The 20,561-nt window shown below is 60.3% G+C and carries 17 protein-coding genes; 11 read left to right on the forward strand and 6 right to left on the reverse strand.

Annotated elements, in window-relative coordinates; genetic code table 11:
* Window positions 1-76: 76 nt before the first annotated feature.
* Together FQ185_RS22435 and gcbA are read right to left on the reverse strand one after the other, a co-directional pair.
* The gene (locus tag FQ185_RS22435) at window positions 77-2,023 is read right to left on the reverse strand and encodes a methyl-accepting chemotaxis protein (RefSeq protein WP_149419336.1); all 1,947 of its coding nucleotides are present in this window, start codon (window positions 2,021-2,023) and stop codon (window positions 77-79) included.
* Window positions 2,024-2,075: 52 nt separating this feature from the next.
* Entirely contained in the window at window positions 2,076-3,746 is a 1,671-nt protein-coding gene (gcbA, locus tag FQ185_RS22440; protein WP_149419337.1) for a diguanylate cyclase GcbA, read from the reverse strand.
* A gap of 502 nt (window positions 3,747-4,248) precedes the next feature.
* Between gcbA and FQ185_RS22445 the strand changes: the two genes are divergently transcribed.
* From FQ185_RS22445 to FQ185_RS22470, 6 genes are all read left to right on the forward strand, one after another.
* The gene (locus FQ185_RS22445) at window positions 4,249-5,316 is read left to right on the forward strand and encodes a DUF2333 family protein (protein WP_149419338.1); all 1,068 of its coding nucleotides are present in this window, start codon (window positions 4,249-4,251) and stop codon (window positions 5,314-5,316) included.
* 3 nt (window positions 5,317-5,319) lie between these two features.
* A complete protein-coding gene (locus tag FQ185_RS22450; RefSeq protein ID WP_149419339.1) occupies window positions 5,320-5,877 on the forward strand; it encodes an NUDIX hydrolase in 558 nt (185 codons plus the stop codon).
* 192 nt (window positions 5,878-6,069) lie between these two features.
* Entirely contained in the window at window positions 6,070-6,441 is a 372-nt protein-coding gene (locus tag FQ185_RS22455; protein WP_149419340.1) for a translation initiation factor Sui1, read from the forward strand.
* Between the two features lie 218 nt (window positions 6,442-6,659).
* Window positions 6,660-8,573, forward strand: a complete 1,914-nt coding sequence (speA, locus tag FQ185_RS22460) for an arginine decarboxylase (protein ID WP_149419341.1) — start codon at window positions 6,660-6,662, stop codon at window positions 8,571-8,573.
* 233 nt (window positions 8,574-8,806) lie between these two features.
* Window positions 8,807-10,126 (forward strand): contractile injection system protein, VgrG/Pvc8 family, encoded by a 1,320-nt coding sequence (locus FQ185_RS22465; RefSeq protein WP_149419342.1) that lies wholly within the window; start codon window positions 8,807-8,809, stop codon window positions 10,124-10,126.
* A complete protein-coding gene (locus FQ185_RS22470; protein ID WP_149419343.1) occupies window positions 10,123-10,920 on the forward strand; it encodes a DUF4123 domain-containing protein in 798 nt (265 codons plus the stop codon). The genes FQ185_RS22465 and FQ185_RS22470 overlap by 4 nt, the downstream gene beginning before the upstream one ends.
* 22 nt (window positions 10,921-10,942) lie before the next feature.
* Here FQ185_RS22470 and FQ185_RS22475 read toward each other — a convergent pair whose 3' ends face one another.
* The gene (locus tag FQ185_RS22475; RefSeq protein ID WP_149419344.1) at window positions 10,943-12,283 is read right to left on the reverse strand and encodes an MATE family efflux transporter; all 1,341 of its coding nucleotides are present in this window, start codon (window positions 12,281-12,283) and stop codon (window positions 10,943-10,945) included.
* A gap of 97 nt (window positions 12,284-12,380) precedes the next feature.
* On the reverse strand, window positions 12,381-12,674 hold the full coding sequence (locus tag FQ185_RS22480; RefSeq protein WP_149419345.1) for a hypothetical protein: 294 nt from the start codon (window positions 12,672-12,674) through the stop codon (window positions 12,381-12,383).
* A gap of 222 nt (window positions 12,675-12,896) precedes the next feature.
* Between FQ185_RS22480 and FQ185_RS22485 the strand changes: the two genes are divergently transcribed.
* From FQ185_RS22485 to FQ185_RS22505, 5 genes are all read left to right on the forward strand, one after another.
* Complete coding sequence (locus tag FQ185_RS22485; RefSeq protein WP_149419346.1) at window positions 12,897-13,199, forward strand: MazG-like family protein; 303 nt, start codon at window positions 12,897-12,899, stop codon at window positions 13,197-13,199.
* Window positions 13,199-13,948 carry a methyltransferase gene (locus tag FQ185_RS22490; protein WP_149419347.1) on the forward strand — a complete coding sequence of 250 codons (750 nt, stop codon included), beginning with the start codon at window positions 13,199-13,201 and terminating at the stop codon, window positions 13,946-13,948. The genes FQ185_RS22485 and FQ185_RS22490 overlap by 1 nt, the downstream gene beginning before the upstream one ends.
* Before the next feature lie 12 nt (window positions 13,949-13,960).
* Window positions 13,961-14,575: a DUF4136 domain-containing protein gene (locus FQ185_RS22495; RefSeq protein WP_149419348.1), complete on the forward strand. Its 615-nt coding sequence runs from the start codon at window positions 13,961-13,963 to the stop codon at window positions 14,573-14,575.
* A 54-nt stretch (window positions 14,576-14,629) separates the two neighbouring features.
* Window positions 14,630-15,184 (forward strand): DUF4136 domain-containing protein, encoded by a 555-nt coding sequence (locus FQ185_RS22500; protein ID WP_149419349.1) that lies wholly within the window; start codon window positions 14,630-14,632, stop codon window positions 15,182-15,184.
* Between the two features lie 232 nt (window positions 15,185-15,416).
* Complete coding sequence (locus FQ185_RS22505; RefSeq protein ID WP_149419350.1) at window positions 15,417-17,390, forward strand: pilus assembly protein TadG-related protein; 1,974 nt, start codon at window positions 15,417-15,419, stop codon at window positions 17,388-17,390.
* Here the strand turns inward: FQ185_RS22505 and FQ185_RS22510 are convergent.
* Window positions 17,360-20,113 (reverse strand): PAS domain-containing sensor histidine kinase, encoded by a 2,754-nt coding sequence (locus FQ185_RS22510; protein ID WP_149419351.1) that lies wholly within the window; start codon window positions 20,111-20,113, stop codon window positions 17,360-17,362. The two genes, FQ185_RS22505 and FQ185_RS22510, sit on opposite strands and share 31 nt — an antisense overlap.
* Window positions 20,110-20,550, reverse strand: a complete 441-nt coding sequence (locus FQ185_RS22515; protein ID WP_149419352.1) for a TadE/TadG family type IV pilus assembly protein — start codon at window positions 20,548-20,550, stop codon at window positions 20,110-20,112. Before FQ185_RS22515 ends, FQ185_RS22510 begins: the two co-directional genes overlap by 4 nt.
* Window positions 20,551-20,561 lie beyond the last annotated feature (11 nt).

Raw genomic sequence — 20,561 nt, forward strand, 5'->3', positions numbered from 1 at the left:
TCATCGCGGGTAAGCCCGCTCCCACAGGGTTATGCGCGGTCCTTGTGGGAGCGGGCTTGCCCGCGATGGCGATCTGTCAGACGCGGAAGGCCTGGACGGCGGTATGCAACCGTCCACCCAGTACCAACAAATGCTCCCCTTGCTCACGCCCCTGGCCAATACGCAGCAAGTTATCCCCACCCAATTGGTGAATCCGCTCGCTGTGATCGCGGATCTCACTGACCGCGCCGCTCTGCTGTGCAGTGACATCGGCGATGCGCACGGCGGTGTCGGAAATCGTCTGGATCGCCCCGACGATTTTATCCAGCGCACCGTCGGCAGCCTGGGCCTGATTGGCGGTCGCTTCGGCGTGTTCGACCTGAGCGCGCATACCTTCCACCGATTGCCGCGCGGCGGTTTGCAGGCCGGCGATCAGGGTCTGGATCTCGGCTGTAGCGCCGGCGGTACGTTGCGCCAGAGAGCGAACCTCTTCAGCCACCACCGCAAACCCTCGACCCATTTCCCCGGCACGAGCCGCTTCGATGGCGGCGTTCAGGGCCAGGAGGTTGGTCTGGTCAGCAATCGAGCGGATCACCGTCAGCACGCCGCCGATGGTCGCTGACTCTTCAGCCAGGTGTTCGATCATTTGCGCATTGCCTTGCACTTCACCCACCAGCGCATGCAGACCGGTGAGGCTCAGGCCGATGACTTTCTGCCCATGCTCCACCGCCAGCCCGGCATGGCGGCTGGCATCGGCGGCCTGACTGGCATCCCCAGCGACTTGCTGGATGGTCGCTTCGAGTTCGCCGAGGGAATCGCGGATCAGTGCCGTGTCGCCGGCCTGATGTTCGGCGCCGCTGTGCAAGTCATTGCTCAATTCAGCCAGCGTCCGGCTGCTGCCGGCGACCTGCTCGGCGTTGAGGCGAATGGTCCCCACCAGGTCCACCAGATAGGCACGCAAGCGATTGAGCGAGGCTTGAATGTCATGCAACTCGCGATTAGTCGCACCCAATTCAATGTCATGGCTGAAGTCGCCTTCGGCCCAGGTCGAGAGCGCCGGCGCCAGGTTGGTCAGCGTACGGGCCAGGCGTCGTTGCAGGGTGTCGATGAGCAATGCGATCAGCAGGATCAGGCCGATCATCACCCCTTGAATCAGCCGCACTTCACTCTGGATCTGCCCGTGCTGCGCGCGAACCTCCGGTTCCAGCGTGGCAATGGCTTGCTGCACGGCGGTGATTTTCAGGTGAGTGGCGGCGCTGAGGTCGGCGCGTTTTTGAATCTGCTCCCGAGTGCGCACCAGTTCCGCCGGGTAGCGAGTGAGGAGGCTGTTGAGTTCACGCTTGAGGCCGACGCCAGCATCTTCGGCGACGGCTTTTTCGGTGTTCTCCAGCCCCATCATTGCCGCGAAATCATCCGTGCTCGATTCATTGCTGGTGGTCACGCCCAGCAGCGGCAAGGCGTTCAGTTGTTCAGCTTGAGTGCGGATGTTGGTGACTTCACGCTCGACATCGGCAGCCAGTTCACTGCGACCGCTGCTGACCAATTTGTCCCGGGCCAGAGAGAGTTTGCCCAGGTGTTGAGAGGCCGCGAGCAATGGCGCCAGATACGCCGCGTTGCCACTGGCGTATTGGCTGAGCTGATCGAGACTCGCACCGAGTTCCCGTTCGGCTTGAAGCAGCAATGCCTGCGGGTCGCCAGCGAGTTTTCCGGCCGCCAACAGGTCGGATCTGCTGAACTCTTCCAGGTTTGTCAGGCTCGGCTGCAAGGTTTGCGCTAACGCCGGTGGCAGCTCGCCGAGTTCCTTTTGCAGGCTGTCGATGGCCTGGCGGGCGCTACTCAGGCGCAGGGCATCGCCGCTGACGAGGTAGTCCTCGATGTTGCGTGCGACTTCATTTTGAAATTGCTGGGACAGACCCAGGTAACGCTCCATCAACAGATAAGGGCGCTCCAGGGCCTTTTGTGACCACCAAAGTGTGGCGCCAAGGGCCACGCACACGGCGACTAAAAGGAGGGTGTTGAGATTGGTCAGCAGCTTCAGACGCATCGGGGGCCTACCAACGGCAGAATGGTAAGCGCCTGAAGTTATTGCGTTTCTGTTACAGGGTTATGACTGAATGGGTCCATTCAGATGAAAAGGTGGCACTTTGCTTTGATGTCTGCGCGGCCTGCACGCGATTGCGTCCGGCATGCTTGGCGCGGTACAGCGCCTCGTCCGCCTGGCTGGCCATCATCAGGCTGTCAGAGTGTTCACACAGCTCGACCACGCCGGCGCTGAAGGTGCACCAAAGATCCTGCGGCTGAGCCGGATAATGAATTTCGGCAAAGCGCTGACGGATCTCATCAAGCACTTTATGGGCGGATTCGAGATTGGTGTCCGGCATGACGATGGCGAACTCTTCGCCGCCATACCGACCGATAAAGTCGGTCTTGCGCAACCGTTGCTTGAGAAACAGCGCCAGGCTCTTGATCACTCGGTCGCCCATGGGGTGGCCGTGGCTGTCGTTGACCCGTTTGAAGTGGTCAATGTCGAGCATCGCGAAACTCAGCGGCTTGTTTTCCCGGCGAGCGCGGAAGCTGCAGTCTTCGAGCAATTGCAGTATGTGCGTGTGGTTGTACAGCCCGGTGAGGCTGTCGCGGACCATCCGCGCTTTGAGATTGCGTGCCCGTGCCGCGCGGTTGCGCACGGTGGTGATCAAATGTCGCGGCTTGATCGGTTTGGTCAGGAAGTCGTCGCCGCCCTCGCTCATGGCGTCGAGCTGCTTGTCCAGATCGTCTTCGGCCGACAGGTAAATGATCGGCACGCTCACATAACGATCGTTATGGCGGATCACTTTGGCCAGCTCAGTACCGGTGCAAGCCGGCATGTACATGTCGAGGATGATCAGGTCCGGTTGGAAATCCGCCAGCTCGGCCATCGCCTGGATCGGCTCGATCAAGGTCCGCGTGACGATCCCCGCACTGTTAAGCAGGCGCTCGGTGTGCAAGGCCTGGGCTCGGGAGTCGTCGATGATCAGCACTTTATAGGGTTCGTACTGGGCGACGCAGGTCAGGACTTCGATCTTCTCCAGCAGGCTCGACGCTTCGAGGGTGCCAGTGAGGAATTCCTGGCCGCCAGCACGCACCGCGGCGAGACGAGTCGGTGTGTCGGTTTCGTGCAGGCTGAAAAATAACAGTGGCAATTGGTGATCAAGGCCTTCCTGGGCTTCGGCGGCCAGTTTCAGGCCGATGCCGGCGCCACTGAAGTCCACGTCCATGACGATCGCCGCGGGCAGGCGCTCGACCATCGAAGAGCGAAACGCCGCAACGCTGTCGAGGGCTTGCGCGCTGAGCCCGAAGAATTCCAGCTGCTTGGCCAGGCGCTCGGCACGGTCGTAATCTTGCAGCATCACGTAAATTGGCTTGCGCAACGGCGGCAGGAAGGTTTGTTCGAGCTGATCGCCATGACGCAGGCCAGTGCGCGACAAGCGCTGCATCAAACGATTGAGGTCAGTGATCAGTCCGCTGCTCAGGCGTCCGCGATTGGCGTCGACCGCCTCCAGCGACTGGCCGATGTGGCGCGCCAGTTGGGTATGTTCCGGTTGTTCGAAACGCTCGGCGAAACGCAGCAAACGCAGGTTGGCCTCGCTCAATTCCGATAAGTCGCTGGTGGACCACTCGCTGCATTGAAGGCGTTGCCATATCTCAAGAATTTGACGTGCCTGATGAATTACCCGCTGGGCAAAGTGGTGCTTGAGGCGCTCACGGCTGGGGTCTTCTGGCTCGGTCATATCCTGACTACTAGGTAGGGTGCATGCTGAGGTCGACTGGTGGCTCTATGCTAGCACCTCTTTCCATTTGGATGAGTGTCGCATGTCAATAATCTACAAAGCGACTTCATTCAGTTTCTGACCGGTCGGTCTGAATTGGGTCGTCTGTAATCTGAAGATGCCTGTAGATCGGGTGTTACAGGGCTTTTCCTGTCGATGTTTACGAAATTTCCTTACCTACGACGGGCGCCGACTGTCAGGGGTTTCTGATTTTTCGACGACACGATTCCAGCGGGATTTACGGCTGATAGGGTCAGGGATTCCCTTAGTCGCCCTGCGCAAATAATGACCCAGTGTTTCAAAGAGCAACCCTGCGATAAGCAGCGCCTCAATCACAACAGCACGGCCCGCATGTTCGGGCGGTAATTTTCGGCATAAGCCCAACGGCGGGTGCCTGCCTAAGGCACGTTGTTGTATGGTTGTGGTCGAACCGATGAACTCAAGTGATTGAAAGGATATCGCCATGCTGGACTGGAAGAACCGCGCGGGCAGCGCGCCTGAACGTGCCGCCGAACCGAAATCGGCCACCCGCAGTTACTTTGGCGGCCTGTTGTTCAGCCGGGCGCTGGCCACTCTGATTGGTCTTTACCTGCTGGTTGCGATTGCACTGGGCTGGTATTGGAGCCAGGAGCCTGCTTTGTTTGCGGTTCAGCAAAACGCTCAGGTGGCGGCCGAGAAAGAAGGCAAGCAAATGGTCATCGGCTACACCACGGTGGAAACCCTCAAGACCGTCGCCGGTACTTTGCTGGCCAAACCGGGTGGTTATATTTCCAACGACCGGTTCCCGCCGGGCCTGTGGATGGACAACACGCCGAGCTGGGAATATGGCGTGCTGGTTCAGGTTCGCGATTTGAGCCGCGCCTTACGTAAAGACTTCGCCCGTTCCCAGTCGCAGTCCACTGAAGACGCCGACCTGGCGAAGGCCGAGCCGCGTTTCAACTTCGACAATAAAAGCTGGGTGCTGCCGTCCAGCGAGTCCGAATATCAGGAAGGCATCAATTCCCTGAGTCGCTATCAGACACGCCTGTCCGATCCTAACCAGAAGAGCGCGCTGTTCTATGCCCGCGCCGACAACCTCAACAACTGGCTGGGTGACGTCGGGACTCGTCTGGGTTCGTTGTCGCAACGACTGTCGGCCAGTGTTGGCCGGGTCAAGCTCAACACTGCATTGAAAACCGAAGTCGTGGCCCCGGGTCAGGTGCCGCAGGTTGACGAAGAAATCGTCGAAACCCCATGGATGCAGATCGACAACGTGTTCTACGAGGCTCGCGGCCAGGCCTGGGCCTTGTCCCATCTGCTGCGCGCCATCGAAGTCGACTTCGCCGATGTGCTGGCCAAGAAGAACGCTACGGTCAGCGTGCGTCAGATCATTCGTGAACTGGAGGCGTCGCAAGAACCGGTGTGGAGCCCGATGATCCTCAACGGCAGCGGCTTCGGGGTGCTGGCCAACCACTCGCTGGTCATGGCCAACTACATCTCTCGGGCCAACGCCGCAGTGATCGATCTGCGTCAATTGCTCAATCAGGGCTGAGTCATGGTTGATAACGCCAGAGAGGTCGCCCACCGCGCGGCCTCGGATGCCGAACAGATCGCCTGGGTCGACGAGCAGGACAACCTGCTCGGCGCCCTGGTCCGCTGCGACCTGCGTGAACGCGGACTGATCGGGCGCGGCACTTACATCATGCTGTTCAATTCGGCCGGCGAGCTTTGCGTGCATCGGCGCACCCTGAGCAAAGCCATTTATCCAGGTTTCTGGGACGTGGCGGCAGGAGGCATGGTGCTCGCCAGCGAAACTTACGCCGAGTCGGCTGCCCGTGAGCTGGAAGAAGAATTGGGCGTGAGCGGCGTGGAACTGACCGCCCATGATCATTTCTTCTTTGAAGACACTGGCAATCGGCTCTGGTGTTCGGCGTTTTCGGCGGTGTGGGATGGTCCGTTGATCCTGCAACCCGAAGAAGTCCTTGAAGCGCGCTTTATCCCCGTTGATCAGGTGCTGCTGGAAATTCAGCAAAAGCCTTATTGCCCGGACTCTCTGGCGGCGCTGAAGCGCTATCTTCGCGCGCGTGGGGAAGACGTCGCAAAAGAGGCATAAATTGGCGCCGATTGGCTCTTAGCAAGTCGGCTTTTTGCCGTTACACTGCGCGACCTTTTCAAGCTGGACCGACGCTCTCTATTTGTAGGGCATCGGTCCAGTAGCGCTGCCCCTGCCTGAGTGGGGCTTCGCGGTCGATGGCTCCCCCCCAGGTTGCCGCGACCAGTCTTTGTCCTCCCAAGAGGATTGCCGGTGGCCAAAAAAGCCGCATCCTTCGCCGCCCTTGGTGGCCTGGTATTTTCCACCGACGCAGGTCGTCATTGCCCGGATTGCAGTAAACCGGTGGATGCCTGCATCTGCAAACAGACCGTTATCCCGGCCGGCGACGGCATCGCTCGCGTGCGTCGCGAAAGCAAGGGCCGTGGCGGCAAGACGGTGACCACCATCATCGGCGTGCCGTTGGCCGAAGACGCACTCAAGGACCTGGCGACGACGTTGAAGAAACGTTGCGGAACCGGCGGGGCGTTGAAGGACGGAATCATCGAAATCCAGGGCGATCATGTCGAGCTACTCTTGGCCGAGCTGATCAAACACGGTTTCAAAGCGAAGAAGTCCGGCGGCTAGCAGTCTCTGTGAAAACCACCCTCGGCTTGATCCAGTCCCGATTCGCTTCAGGTCTGGCGTCGTCAACATGGTTTTCACAGAGCCTGTTCTGACCGGTTTCTAAACTCACCGCGGTCAGCGAGGTCTATCCCCTCGTTGACGAACCGTCATTTACATTCTTTAGACTGCGCCGGCCTGAACCCAGGCGACGCTCTATGACTTCTTTATAGGGGACTTCAATGTCCGTACGACGCACACGCAAAGACGATGGCAGCCAATGGACAGTTGCGGACAGCCGCAGTGTTTACGGGATTCGCCATTGGGGGGCCGGGTATTTCGCGATCAACGACGCCGGTCGCGTCGAAGTTCGTCCGAACGGTCCGACCAGTTCGCCTATCGACCTGTTCGAGCAAGTCGACCAGCTGCGTCAAAGCGGCCTGTCCTTGCCATTGCTGGTGCGTTTCCCGGATATTTTGCAAGACCGCGTGCGTCAGCTGACCGGTGCGTTCGATGCCAACATCGAGCGTCTGGAATACCAGAGCAAGTACACCGCGCTGTACCCGATCAAGGTGAACCAGCAAGAAGCGGTGATCGAGAACATCATCGCCACCCAGGACGTGTCCATCGGCCTGGAAGCCGGCTCCAAGCCTGAGCTGCTGGCCGTACTGGCCCTGGCGCCGAAGGGCGGCACCATCGTTTGCAACGGTTACAAGGACCGCGAGTTCATCCGCCTGGCGCTGATGGGCCAGAAACTCGGCCACAACGTGTTCATCGTGATCGAGAAAGAGTCCGAAGTTGAGTTGGTGATCGAAGAAGCGGCCTCGCTGAAGGTCAAGCCTCAGGTTGGCCTGCGCGTGCGCCTGTCGTCCCTGGCCTCGTCCAAGTGGGCGGACACCGGCGGCGAGAAATCCAAGTTCGGCCTGTCGGCAGCGCAATTGCTGTCGGTGGTCGAGCGTTTTCGCGCCGCTGGCCTGGATCAGGGCATTCGCCTGCTGCACTTCCACATGGGCTCGCAGATCGCCAACCTGGCGGACTACCAGCACGGCTTCAAAGAAGCGATTCGTTACTACGGCGAACTGCGCAACCTCGGCCTGCCGGTGGACCACATCGACGTCGGCGGCGGTCTGGGCGTGGACTACGACGGTACGCACTCGCGCAACGCCAGTTCGATCAACTACGACATGGACGATTACGCCGGTGTCGTGGTCGGGATGCTCAAGGAATTCTGCGATGCGCAGAGCCTGCCGCACCCGAACATCTTCTCCGAGAGCGGCCGTTCCCTGACCGCCCACCACGCCATGCTGGTGGTGCAAGTGACCGACGTCGAGAAGCATAACGACGACGTGCCGAAGATCGAGAACAAGGAAGAGCTGCCGGAAACCGTGCAGTGGCTGGTTGACCTGCTGGGCCCGACCGACATCGAGATGGTCACCGAGACCTACTGGCGCGCCACTCACTACATGAGCGACATCGCGACACAGTACGCCGATGGCAAGCTGACCTTGGCTGAGAAAGCCCTGGCCGAGCAGTGTTATTTCGCGGTGTGCCGTCGCCTGCACAACTCGTTGAAGGCCCGTCAGCGTTCGCACCGTCAGGTGCTCGACGAACTCAACGACAAGCTGGCCGACAAGTACATCTGCAACTTCTCGGTATTCCAGAGCCTGCCGGACACCTGGGCCATCGGCCAGGTGCTGCCGATCCTGCCGCTGCACCGTCTCGACGAAGAGCCGCTGCGCCGTGCCGTGCTGCAAGACCTGACCTGCGACTCCGACGGCAAGATCAAGCAATACGTCGACGAGCAGAGCATCGAAACCAGCCTGCCGGTTCACGGTTTGAACGACGGTGAAGACTACCTGCTGGGGATCTTCCTGGTCGGCGCCTACCAGGAAATTCTCGGCGACATGCACAACCTGTTTGGTGACACCGACTCGGTGAACATCTATCAGAATGCCGACGGCAGCGTGTATCACGCGGGTATCGAAACCCACGACACCATTGAAGACATGCTGCGTTACGTGCACTTGTCGCCGGAAGAGCTGATGACCCACTACCGCGACAAGTGTGCCAGTGCCCGCATCACCGCCGCCGAGCGCACTCAGTTCCTCGATGCTCTGCGTCTGGGTCTGACTCGCTCGTCTTACCTGTCCTCTTGAGATAAGTCGTCGCTCTCATCAGGTTGTCTGAAAATGCTCCGCGCGCTGCGGAAATTTCCGATGACCTGGTGCGGCGATTCCCTTTTTTCAAGCGAAACACCCCACGCTCCCGGCTATTAAAGCCATATGGTCTTCTTTTCGCGTAGGCCATTTCCTAAGTTGTACTTCGGCACTCTACTCGGCCATGTCTCTCGGCGAGAATCCCCGGCCGCCCCTCTTGTAGAGAATCGCCGATGTTCGATCCAGTCAACGAGCCTTCATTTCGTCTGGATGTAGCAGGTCTGTCCGACGCCTTTGAGGTCTTGGCATTTACCGGTAGAGAAGCCATCAGCGAACCTTTCGTGTTCGACGTGGATCTGCTGATTGATGACCCGACACTCGACCTTGCAAGCTTGCTGTACCGACCGGCTTTTCTGCACTTCGGGCCTGCTGGGAACGGTGTCCACGGACAATTGCAGGAACTCGTCCAGCGTGACCATGGCACGGGTATCAGGCTCTGCCACGTGCGTCTGGGGCCGAAGCTGGCTTGCCTTTCCCAGCGCTACAGCCAGCGAATCTTCAGCGCTCGCTCGGTGCCGCAAATTCTCAGTCAGGTGCTCAAGGAACACGGCATTGCCGGCAAGGATCGGCGCTTCGAACTGAGCGGCGATTACCCTCCCCGTGATTTTTGTACGCAATACCGCGAATCGGATCTGCAGTTTTTCCAGCGCTTGTGCGCCCATGAACGGCTTCACTATCACTTCGAGCACGATGCGCGCGGGCACTGCGTGGTTTTCGGCGATGGCCAAGGGCATTTTTGCCTCGGTGAAAGTGCGGTGTTCCAAGTTAAGAGCGAGCAAGCGGCGGTGCGTCAATTCGCGCTTCAGCGGGGCGCGGACACCGCTGTGCAGAGTGTCGAAGGTTGTACAGACGTGCCGACGTTGCGCAGTGCTCAGTTGATGCCGCTGTCCGGCCATCCGATTGCCGAGTGGAATCATCTCTGGCTGCTGACCCATGTCGAGCACCAGGGGCACCAGGACCCAACAACGCCCTACACCAACCAGATCCGTGCGATTCATTGGGAAGCGCCTTTCGTCTCGCCTCACTCTGCAGCGAAGCCAAGGATGCACAGCCTGCAACGGGCCTGGGTAGTCGAAGTCGATGAGCCACGGCCCGATCCGACGCGACCGGTTGCCGTGCAATTTGACTGGCTCTACCAAGGGGAGGGCGCAACACCCAGCCACTGCTGGCTGCCGTTGGCCGCAGAACTGCGAGGTGCAAGCGATTCGCCGTTGAGTGAGGGCACTGAGGTGGTGGTGAGTTTCATTGAGGGCGATCCGGATCAGCCGCTGATTACCGGTTTTGTGCACATGCCAGAGCCTCTGGAAGAAGTTGAAACAGTCCGCACGATCGATGATTGCCCGTCCATTGAAGGCTTGCCGCAATGGCTGCGATCGGGCGAGCCATTGCTGTTGCTGTGCCTGCTGCCCGGTGGTGGCAGTTTCAGCCATTGCACACAAGCACTCTGCACCTGCCGCACGATGATGCGTTTTGGCCGGAGCGGTGCGGCATGATCGCCGTCCAGACACCCGACTCGACCTCGCAATGGCTATTGCTGGATGTGCCGGGTGCGCCGCAGGCGGGTGCTGCGCTGCAACAGAAGTTTGCGCAGGCCCGATGGTTCTGGTTGTTCGAAGGCACGGAGTTGCAAGCATTACGCGAACACGGGCCGGCCCTGATCGACCTTCGGGCATGCCCTGCGCTGGCCGAGTCATGCCACAGCGAAGCGCATGTCTGGCGTGGTTTGCTGGTGGTCAGTCAGGCGTCGTCGTCGCAGTTGCTGGCGCATTTTCGGCGCATGCTCACGGTCACTTTCGGCCTGCATCATCGGGCCCTGTTGAATTACTACAACCCACACACCGCCAGCTATTTTTTCGATGCCTGCGATGCCCGGGAACTGAGTCGCTGGATGGGGCCGATCAGCCAGTTGCGCTGGTTCGGCGGGACCTGGGCCGACCGTGCGATTGGCAGCCAGGGCTGGCAGCAGTTGCTCAATCCAGGGCTTGCCGTCAGCCCGTTAGCGGTTGAAGAAAACCTCAGCCCTCGTCAGCAGGAAAAACTGCAAACCTGCGTGCTGGAACATCACACCTGGCACTGGAGCAAATCCACCGGCACCGATTACCACAGCCTGTGGGGCCATGTGCAGGAAGGGCTGGCGCTGGGTTTCAGTGAACGCCGCGTTCTTGATGGCTGGTTATGGCTGCGCTTGCAGCACCCCGGCGCCTTGCCTGTTCAACCGTTGTCGGGCATCACCCAGCAGGAGCGTCTCGATAGCTTGCGCAACTGGTGGCAGAACGGCCAATCCTGACGTGCGCCATGGCCTGATCCTGTCATCCTGCAAACCAACCGTCATTCTTGCGCAGATACCAGGCAAACGCGGCGAGGGTCAGGCTGCGTAGCAACATGAACAACAGGAAAGTTATCCACAACCCATGGTTGCCCCAGCCTTGCATCGCCCAGGCAAATGGCAGCAGTAGAACCATCGTCAGCAGCATGCCATTGCGCATTTCACGGGCACGGGTGGCGCCGATGAACAGCCCGTCGAGCAGGTAGCTCCAGACCGCGATCAGTGGCAGCGCGGCGAGGTAGGGCAGGTAGAGGAACGCCGTGTCGCGCACGCTCTGAATATCGGTCTGCATCTCGATAAACAAATGCCCGGCGAACAGGAACAGCACGGCAAAGCCCAGGCTTGCCAGCAACGACCAGCCGCAGGCCACCACCAACGAGCGGCGCAGGGCATCCCGGTCGCGCGCGCCGATGGCATGCCCGCACAGGGCTTCCACGGCGTGGGCTAATCCATCGAGCGCGTGAGCGGTCAGCAGCAAGCCGTTGAGCAACAGCGCGTTGGCGGCGACGGTGGCATCACCCAGTCGCGCACCCTGCACAGTGATCAGGAAAAAAACCGATTGCAGCGCCAGGCTGCGGATGAAGATGTCGCGGTTGACCGCCAATAGCGGTCGCCAGCTCTGCCACAGCGCCAACGCAGCCCAGGCGATGTGACCGGGATAAGCGCGCAGGGCGTTGCGGGTCATCAGCAGGCCGATCAGCGCGCCGGTCCATTCGGCGATCACCGAGGCCCGGGCGGCACCGACCACGCCCCATTCCAGCCCCAGGACGAACCACAAGTTAAGGGCGATGTTGACCAGGTTGGTGCTCAGCAGAATCGCCAGTGGCGCGCGGGCGTTCTGTGTACCGAGAAACCAGCCGACCAGCGCATAACTGGCCAGCGCGGCTGGTAGACCAAATAGTCGCGTGTGGAAAAATTCGCGGGTCAGGTGATCGAGCTCTGCCGAGGGCTGCATGAAGTGCAGCGCAACGCCGCTCAACGGGACACCCAGCGCTCCCAATACAATCGCCAGGCCCATCGCCAATAACAGACCCTGCAGCAAAATCTGCCGCAACGCCGCGCCATCCCCGCGCCCGGCAGCCTGAGCGGCGAAACCGGTAGTGCCCATGCGCAAGAAACCCATGCCCCAGGCCAGAAAGGTATACAGGCTGGCCCCGACCGCGACGGCGCCCAATTGATGGGCGTGGGGCAAGTGGCCGATGACGGTACTGTCGACCAGCGCCACCAGCGGTACGGAAATGTTCGAGAGAATCATGGGCGCGGCGAGCGCCCAGACCCGGCGATGGGTGGGGCGGTCGCGCCAGTCGGCGATCAGGTTGGACATGCAGGCTCCTTGGGGAGCGGGCATTGTAGCGACATGATCGTCCCCACGCTCTGCGTGGGAATGCAGCCCGGGACGCTCCGCGTCCCTGATCGGATCACTAGTGAATTATCCAGCTCAACAACCATAACCCCAGCAGCAACCAGATAATCCCCATGATGATCGACGCATTCATAAAGGCTCGAATCGCCGACCACAGCAGCATCAGCCCGAGGATCAACGCGATGATGCTGATGATCGACGTGTCCATGCCCAGCGCACGGGACAAACCCTCGACGAAATTGCTGCCGGCATGACTCAACAGATTGAACAAGCCACTGAGGCCGTCAACGATGAAACGAATGACCGAACCGATTGCCTGGCCAAGCCATTCGAAAAAACTTTCTACCTGCATGTGGGCGTCCTTGATGAAAGTGGTGGCGTGGTTGCCGGGTCTGAGCCTTGGGCCATGGATCGTGGTGGCGAGTTCCCCGATGCCGGAACCGTTTGAGTATGGCGCAAAGAGATCTGATCGGGTGATGAACCCCTGTGGGAGTGAGCTTGCTCGCTCCCACATAAAGCGTCACTTGCCTTCACTCTTCATCCCCCCGAAGCTATACGCCTTCAGGAGAGCCCGATGAACCTTGTTGAACTGACCGAACGCCTGCACGCCATCCGTGACCGCAATGACTGGCGGCAATTTCACAGCCCGAAAAACCTGGCCATGGCCGCGAGCGTGGAAATGTCCGAGCTGGTGGAGATTTTCCAGTGGCTGAGTGAAGACCAGTCGCGCCAGTTGCCGGCGGACCAACTCGCCCACGCCGGGCAGGAAGTCGGCGACATCGTGCTCTATCTACTGCTGCTGTGCAGCGAGTTGGGGTTGGACATGAATGAAGTGGTGCGCAACAAACTCGCGGACAGTGAACGGAGATTCAGCTGATGAGCGACCGTCATTTCGATCAACTGGCGACCCGCTTCGCCGAAAAAATCTACGGCGGTGCCAAAGGCGCGATCCGTCTGGCGGTGCTTCAGGCCGATCTGGCCGAAACCTTGCCGGACCGGCCGCTGCGAGTCCTGGACATCGGCGCCGGCCTTGGCCACATGTCGTTGTGGCTGGCACAGCGCGGTCATGAAGTAACGCTGGCCGAACCCGCCGAGCCGATGCTTGAAGGCGCTCGCCAGCGCTTCGCCGACGCCGGGCAGACAGCGACATTCATTCAGGCGCCGTGGCAGGACCTGCTCGGTCAGCTCACCGAACCCTACGATCTGGTGCTGTGTCACGCGGTGCTGGAATGGCTGGCCGAACCGCACGCGATTCTGCCGGTTTTGCATCAGCTCACGACAAAGGAAGGCTGGTTATCACTGGCCTTTTACAACCGCGACGCGCTGATCTACCGCAACCTGCTCAAGGGCCACTTCCGCAAAATGCGCAAGAACGACATGGCCGGCGAGAAACAGAGCCTGACTCCGCAGCAGCCGCTGGATCCACGCGAACTGGCGGCGCAACTTGAAGGCTTGTGGCAGGTCGAAACCCAGAGCGGGGTGCGTGTTTTCCACGATTACATGCCGGTGGAATTCCAGGCCCGCGCCGAATTGGTGGACTTGCTGGAAATGGAACTGGCCCACCGTCGCCACCCAAGCTTTGCCGGGCTTGGGCGTTACTTGCACTGGATCTGTCGGCCGATCTGATCGGAGCGCGAAATGAACAGCCGTTCTGGGTTATTGATGATCTGTCTGGGGTTGGCGGCCTGCCAGGGCACTAACCCTTACGTGGCGAGTTCCAAACCCCTGCCGCCGGCACCGCCACAAGCGGCCAACACCTTTGATCGCAGCGCCTACCCGGCAGCGCCGCGCGACTATGGGCGCTATCGCAGTTGGGCCTGGCTCAACGGGCGCCTGCCACCGGGCACCGCGTGGGCGGATTCGGCGCAGGTCGCCGAAGCCGTCAGCAATGCCCTCGATCAACGCGGTTTGCGCCCGCTGCACGACAACCGCCCGGCCGACCTGTTTGTCAGCGCCGAACTGCACCTGGAGACCCGTTTGCGTCAGGTTCGGGACGACTATGGTTATTACGGCGGCGGGTATGGCGGTTACAACCGCTACGGCAGCGGTTACGGCATGTACAACACGGTGCCGATCGTGCGCACTTATCAAGAGCAGGTCGTCGTGGTGCGGGTGGACCTGTTCGACGCGCAAAGCGGTCAACCGGTCTGGAGCGCCAGCGCTGAAACCAGCAATCGCGGCAACCAGAGCGAGCGTGCCGATGCGATACGGGAAGCTGTAGAAAAGGCGATGTCGGCGTATCCTCCTAGTTAGCTTCTTTTGTTGAGAAGCATTGCGCAGGTTCATGTCTTCAACCGGAGAAATATCATGTTCCGCCGTCTCGCTTTACTGGCAGTGGCCGCACTATTAATCAGCGCCTGCGCCACCCAGGTCAATCATGACTTCGACGCCAGCCGCGACTTCGCCGCTTATCGCAGCTGGAGCTGGAAAGAACCCGCCCTGCAATATCGCCCCGATGACCCCCGGATCAAGAGCGACCTGACTGAACAACGCATTCGCCAGGCGGTGTCCGATCAGCTGGATCAGCGAGGCTTGCGTCCTGCCGCCGGTGGCAAGGGTGATTTGAATGTGCAGACGTACCTGATCGTCGAGGAGCGTCAACAACAGGTGACCACTAATTACGGCGGCGGTTGGGGGAATCCGTGGAATGGCTACTGGGGCGGGCCGATGTACAACGAAACCCGCCTGGTGTCCTACAAGGTCGCGACCATCCAGGTCGACCTGCTTGATGGCAAGGACGGCAAACTGGTGTGGCGCGGCAGTGATGAGCAGATACTCAGCCGTACAACGAACCCGTCGGATCGCAGCACGGCGATACACGAAACGGTGGGGCGAATTCTCGCCAACTACCCACCCAAATAGACAATCGAATCCCTATGGGAGCGGGCTTGCTCGCGAATGCGGTGTGTCAGTCAACATTGAAGCTGACTGATACACCGCATTCGTCGGAACGCCGCCCGGAGACAAGCCCGCTCCCACCTTGTTTTTTTGTTGTCTGGGGTGGCGAGTTGCCAGCAATCTCGAAAACCCTTGTCTACACTGCTGTTCACCCACGGAGGTAGCCCTCAGCTGTGCACCGGCAAAGGAGTGTGCGATGTCTCCCCGTATGCAGTTTCGCAGCCCGTCCCGGCAACGGGGGGCGATCGGTTTGATGGCGGCGCTGACATTGGGCATGGCCCTGGTGTTCTTGCTGGTCGTGGTCGATAGCGGTCGTTTGTACCTGAAAAAACGTGACCTGCAGCGCGTAGCGGACATGGCCGCACTTGAAGCTTCCACCCGAGGGGGTGATTGCACCGCTGGCAACACCGCTACCGTCTATGCCACCGCCAGTGCAAACCGTAACGGCTTCACCCTTCCTGACCCCAATCACAATCTGCTGGTCGCTTGCGGCGCCTTGACCCTGGATGCCAATAACCTTCGAGTATTTGGCGCCGACCCGAGCAAGAGCGAAGCCATTCGGGTGATCGCCAGCCATTCGGTCCAGCAGAGTGTCGCCGGCGGTGTCGGCGCCCTGTTCGGTGGCGCTCCACGCGCAGCGACCATCAATCTGACGGCCAGCGCTGTCGCCGCATTACCGCCACCGCAGGCTTCGCTGACCCTGCGCAGCACGATGTTGAGCGTCGACACCAGCAAATCGGCCACGCTCAACGCGCTGTTCGGTGGTTTGCTCGGGGGTAACCTGAACATCAACGCGGCGGGCTGGAACGGACTGGTGAACACCAACATCAGCTTGCTCGGTTACCTCGATCGATTGAAGGTCGACCTTAACCTCAGCGCTGCCGGGTATAACCAGGTATTGGGCAATACGATTGCCGTCAGCCAGCTGATTCAGACCGCCGTCAATGTATTGGACCCCGGCGGCACACTCGGCGCGACCGCAACCATTGCGAGTCTTCAAGCGCTGAAGGTCGCGGCAGGCGCAACCACCGTCGTACTCGGCAACGTGCTGCACGTCGAGGCTGGCAGCACCGTGACGGCGCTGGGGACCAACCTGAAAGTGTTCGACTTGATCGAGGCGCTCGTGCAACTGGCCAACAAGAAAAACGGCCTGGTGGCGACCGTGCCGATCAACCTCGCGGGGCTCGCGCAAATCACCGCTCGGATACAGATTCTGGAGCCGCCACAGCTCTCGGCCATCGGCAATCCGAAACACGCCGCGCTTGCGCCGTTGGGGCCCAACCGGATCTATGTGAAAACCGCTCAGGTGCGTACATTGCTGTCGGTCGATTTACCCATTCTGAGTGCGATTCAACCTTTGCTCGAGGCGGCGGCTGATCTTGCTGGACCATTGATGAGTATCTTGAATGACTTGTTTGATCTTGACCTGGTCGATCTCCTGACCTGCGCGCTTGGCGCGGCTTGTGAAATACCCTCGATCGTGCCGCTTTCCGATACCGTAAGGCTCGATGTCGCCCTGGACGTCGCGAGTGCCAACAGTTACGTCACCGCCTACAGCTGCAGCAGTGCCACCAACAAATCCCTGACCACCAATACCAGCACTTCACTGGTGACCCTGAAAATCGGCAAGATCGATCCGAACACGGCGTTCGGCAACAACACCTCGCCGCCCGCCGTGGTGGTGCAACCGTTGAAGGTGATCGATATCGGGGTGAAAACCTGTCGCCGGTTCCTGATCCTTCCTGTCAGTTGCGACCCACGGATTCCAGGCGTCGGCGGCGGCATCGATATCATGGCCGACACCACCGTGGCACAAAGCGCCAACATGCCGCACGTCTATTCCGCACCGCCGGCCACCAGCCTGCCGGAGATCAATCAGCCACCGTTCTACTATTCCTATTCCACCAGCAATATCGTCAGCAGCCTTACCGACACGCTGACCAATATTAAGGTCAACATGTACGGCCCGACGGGCAGTCTGGTCCCTGGTCTGGGGGCCGTCTTAAACACTGTCACCACATTGCTGGTGAACGTGATCAACAGCGTGCTCAGCCCGTTACTCGACACCTTGATCAACACCCTGCTGCTCAGTCTGGGAATCGATCTGAACAAGGTCGAAGTCGGCGCCAACCTCAGCTGTCACTCAGGACGAGCGACGCTGGTGATCTGATCGTCGGCAACAATCGGCAGTTCGATACAAAACCGTGCGCCCTCGACCGAGTTTCTGACGCTCAGTTTTCCGCCCATGTTCTCGACGATGCCGTAACTCACAGACAACCCGAGCCCGGTGCCGACACCGACGGGTTTGGTGGTGAAGAATGGCTCGAAGATCCGCTCCAGCAACCGCGGATCGATGCCGCCGCCGTTGTCCTCGACCCACAGCCGCACCGAATACGCATCACGCTCGGCGTACACCGAGATCCACGGTTTGAACTCGTGATCGGCCTCGCGTTTGCCGAGCAATGCATCCCGAGCGTTGACCATCAAATTGATCAACACCTGTTCGAGCTGATCGACGTGACCGCGCACTTGCACGTCAAACCCGGTCTCGCTGACCCGCAGATCGACCCCTTTGCCGCGCATCCCTTCGGCCAGCAGCGACAGCGTGCCTTCGATGGCTTGTGCCGGATTGAACGGATGCTGCTCGATTTCCGAGCGGCGGCCAAACACCCGCATGTGATCCACCACCCGCGCGGCGCGCTGGACCTGAGCATCGATGCGGTTGAGCTTGTCGGTCAGGTAATCGATTTGCACATCGCCATTGCTCAGACGCTTGAGCACGTTGACGATGGCCATGCGCATCACATTCAACGGCTGATTGATTTCGTGGGCCAGCCCTGTGGCCATTTCGCCGAGGGTAGCCATTTTTGCACTTTGGGTGAGCTGCTGCTGGGCGCGACGGACCTCGGTGTTGTCGCGACCCACGGCCTGAATCTCCAGCAATTGGCCGTGCTCATCGAACACCCCGCGATCCGACCACACCCACCAGGCATGTTCCCGCCCCGGCAGTTGCAGGTTGATTTGCGCGGTGCTGACCGGGAATTCCGGGCTGAGTCGGCTGAGCCGCTGGAGAAACGCTTCGCGCTGTTCCTGTGACATCCAGCTGCCCAGGTTCACCCCGGGCAGTTGCTCGGGTTGGCACTCCAGATAAGTCGCCAGTGGGCGGTTGCCGAAGCTCAGGGTCAGGTCCGGGCGGTAGCGGCAGATCATCGCCGGAGAATCTTCCACCAGGATCCGGTAGCGTTCTTCACTCTGTTTCACCTGTTCGGCGGCCAGGGTTGCTTCGGTGACGTCCAGCCACAGGCCGACGGCTTCTACTGGCAAGCCAAGGTCGTCGCGCAAGAGCTTGGCTTCATCGAGTAGCCAGTGGTATTCGCCGCGACTGTCGCGCAGCCGATAGCGGGCGCGCACCGAACCTTCACGCAGCAAATGTCGGGTACGTTCGAAATACCGGTCGCGGTCCTCTGGGTGCACCCTTTCAACCAAGGCTCCCGCCGCGCAATCAGCCAGTGTCCAGCCGAGCAGCGGCAGTAGGCTGTCACTGAAAAACGTCGGTTGCAGCGCACCTTCGTCATAGCGCTGCACATAGATCACCGCCGGTGAGCTGGCGATCAGATTGTCCAGCCGGGCATGGGCCGCCGCGGCGTTTTGCTCCTGGTTTTTGATGTCGCTGATGTCCAGCATGAAGCCCACCAACCGCCGGTTTTTACCGATGCCCAGGACCTGGCCTTGCAGGCGATACCAGTTCGGCGTTTGAGCCAAACGCACGCACAGCAGCAGCGGGGTGCCGTCGTCTTGCAAGTCTTGCAGACGACTGCTCAACTCTTCACGGTCGGCGGGGTGCACCCGATCAAGCCAATCGTGCAGCGGCAAACGATCGATCGTAAGGTTCAGGTTGCTGGCCAGCGACGGCGCCAATTGCACCTCGCGACTGTCGCTGAACACCTCCCACCATCCGGTGCCGAGCAAGGCTTGCAGCGACTCCAGCCGTTCCAGTTGCAGATGGTGCCGGTGCTCGCGCAAGCGCTCAAGCAACGGGCCTGCCAGCGCGCAGGTCAGTTGCAACCAGTCGCGATCATTCAGGTCGGGTGCCTGATGCTGCACCGGATAAAAGCCACACAGCAACCAGGCGACCACACCCTGAGCATCGTGATAGGGCACCGCGAACCCTTCGGCATTACCGAAGATGCCTTGCAAACGGGGATGTTCAGCGGGTGTCAGGCGTTGCGGTGCCGAGCCGTTCAGGCTGTCGAGCCCCGAGCCCAGGCGCTGAGCGTTTTGCCACAGCTGGGGCGCATCGCAAGCCGTGTAATGCTGATGAATCTGCCAGCCTTCTTCCTGTTCATCGAGTAGCGCCACCGCAATGCAGGGCATGTGGAAACGCTGGGCCAGGCCTTGTAGCTGTTCCACCAACACCTCGGGCAGGCGCGTCAGGTTGCAGCGGCGCAACTGTTCGCCGATCTGCGCGGCGAGTAATTGGCATTGCTCGCGGCTGCGTGATTGCCGGCGATCGAGCAACAAGTCGCCGATGTCCAGCAACTGCAACAGCCAGGCATCGGCCAATGGCTGGACCCAGCCACGCAAGTGCAGGGGTTGTCCATTGAGGCTGTAAAAGTCCAGGTCCAGAGTCTGTCCCTGCCAGTCGACCGGCGAACCTTCAACGGTGAGGCTGCTGTGAGGCATGAGGAAATCGAGCAAGTGCGGTGCTTGCGCCGCAGGCGTCTGCTGGGCCAGCACATGCCGCAGCGGGCCGGTCAGGTGAGTCACTCGACCTTCGGCATCCAGATGCATCTGCAAGCCGACACTTTGCACGCTCAGGGTGTCTGGCGTGTCCACTGGCTGAGGCGGATGGCGGTTGAGCAGGCGCCCGAAGAGTTTGTCTGCGGAACTCAAAATTGCAGGCTCGAACTGGCGCTGAGGTTGGCCGGCAGCTTGGGTACTTGGCCAATTCCCGGCAGGTTCAGAAACGGGATGACCTGCTGCAGTTTGCTGGTGGGGTAGTTGATGCTGACCTTCAACACCCCACCCACGTAGGTGGCGCTGGCGTCGGTGGCGACATTGAAATTCAGTGCGGCAGGAATCCAGGCCAGTTGTCGGCTCAGTTCTGTCGTGGCAACGGTTTTTACCGCGATGTCGTATCCGGGGCTGCTCGGATCCAGCGCCACGCTTCGGCGCACCGCTTCGGCGGTCGACTGAGTGAACGATTGCATCAGCAGCAGTGGCAAGCTGTACGTGACGATTCCATAGAACACGGCGAAAAAGATGAGAAACACCAAAGCAAACTCAATCGCTACAGCGCCTTTTTGCTTACGGGGGAGGCCTATTTTCATGACTGCGTCTA

It is taken from the genome of Pseudomonas sp. ANT_H12B, assembly GCF_008369325.1.
In the GTDB taxonomy this organism is placed as follows: domain Bacteria; phylum Pseudomonadota; class Gammaproteobacteria; order Pseudomonadales; family Pseudomonadaceae; genus Aquipseudomonas.